Origin of the sequence: Arthrobacter sp. BE255 (genome assembly GCF_031457335.1) — a bacterium.
Classification (GTDB): Bacteria; Actinomycetota; Actinomycetes; order Actinomycetales; family Micrococcaceae; genus Arthrobacter.
The window spans coordinates 1-1,605 of the sequence record NZ_JAVDWK010000032.1 but is presented as its reverse complement, the minus strand read 5'-3'; the positions used below and the strand labels follow the sequence as shown (position 1 = coordinate 1,605).

General features: G+C 59.8%; 1 protein-coding gene. It reads right to left on the bottom strand.

Annotated elements, in window-relative coordinates; translation table 11 throughout:
- Positions 1-381: 381 nt before the first annotated feature.
- Complete coding sequence (locus tag J2X42_RS23295; RefSeq protein ID WP_310168504.1) at positions 382-1,119, bottom strand: IclR family transcriptional regulator; 738 nt, start codon at positions 1,117-1,119, stop codon at positions 382-384.
- Positions 1,120-1,605: the final 486 nt, after the last annotated feature.

Genomic DNA, 1,605 nt, shown 5'->3' with positions numbered 1-1,605 from the left:
TCGGCATCATGTTCTTCCTCGCCACCCCCGCCGCCGCATTCATCACCGGCCAAACCATCGCCTGCGACGGCGGCTACACCCACAGCAGCTAACCCACCCCACACACCACCACCCACAGGAGAACCGCGACCATCTTCGCTGCTGTGGGTTTGGTGGATGGGGCGTCCTTTGCCTATAAGTGTCGCCACAGACGAGAAGGCCTCATGTGATCCGCCGCATTCTGATTGCGAGCGTGTGCGTATACGGTGGCAATCACGACAGGCTGAGTCCTGCGGCAAGATTCGTACAGCCGACCGTCCATAACTACGTGACCGGCAATGCGGTGGCCTTCCAGGAGGTGCGTGGCTTGGGCGGACGCTGTATGCCCTGGGAGGTTTAGTCTTATAAGGACTGTTGGTTCTCAAGAAGGCGTGCGGATATGGTCGCTGCCGCGTGCTTGACGGCCAGTACTGCCTTTTGAACCTCGACATCGCGCCGCGTATTCTCATCCCAGGCAACACCTACGCTGCCCAAGGCTGTCTTCTGATCGGTGAGAATCGGTGCCGCGACACCGTAGACGCCGGGGTTGAACTCGCCCTTGGTCAGGAGGTAACCGTCCTTTTTGATCTCACCCAAGGTCTTGCGGAAAACGCTCCATGTGCTGCCGAGCCCTGCGTCCTCGATTTCGGTGCTGTGGCGGGGGTAGATGGCTTTCAGGCGGTGGTGGGGGAGATAAGCCAAGATGACCTTAGACACCGCGCCTTGAAACAGGGGGCGCCGCTGCCCCCGGCTGAACCGGTTGGCGGGGCTCAGCGGGGCCCGGGCCTCGCCGATGCACAGTACCGAATCGCGGAATGCGGTGCACAGAAGTGCCGAGTGTCCGATTTTGTCCACCAGGTCTTCGAGGACGCCGTGGCTGGCCAGGAGCAGTGGGTCAGTTTGGCGTATCTGGAGGTCCATCTCGATAATCCGCGGGCCGAGGCTGTAGTAGCCATTGCGCACGGAAGTGAGCAGGCCGGCGTCATGCAGGGTTTTGATGTACCGGTAGCCCGTAGACCTGGAGGTCTCCAGGACCTCAATGATGGCAGCCGTCGACCAGACAGGCTCAGTTTCGCTGAACAGATCCAGGACGTTCAACATCCTGGCCAAGCTGCCCGCGCTGTCTGGAGCCGAAGTAACCTCCCCAGCACCATTCAATGAACCGCGTCCTCCCATGACGTGACTCCCATCCCTTTCCTTGTTTCGCCCGGCCAACGGGCGATCAGCGCCTACATTGGAGGGCTACCAAGCCAGTCGACACGATGCGCCACGTAACTACTGCTCGAATATCGCTTCAACGTTGGGCAGCTTATTCGACGAACACCCGGTATTGGTGACCATTATAGTGCGTAACTGCATGGTGGCCGTGTACAGATGGGACTGGCGATGCCTGCTGCCCGAAATCGAATTTGGGGCAGCAGGCATCGGCAGGAATACTTGTGTGCGGCTTCGGCAAGCCCGTTGCTTGAACTTGCAAGAGTCGCTCCGCCCGGTGGTTAGAGCTGCATGTAGACGCTCTTGGTGTACAGGTAGTTGTCCATGTGTGCGGCGGTGCCTTTGTATCCGTAGCCGCTCATCTTGGTTCCG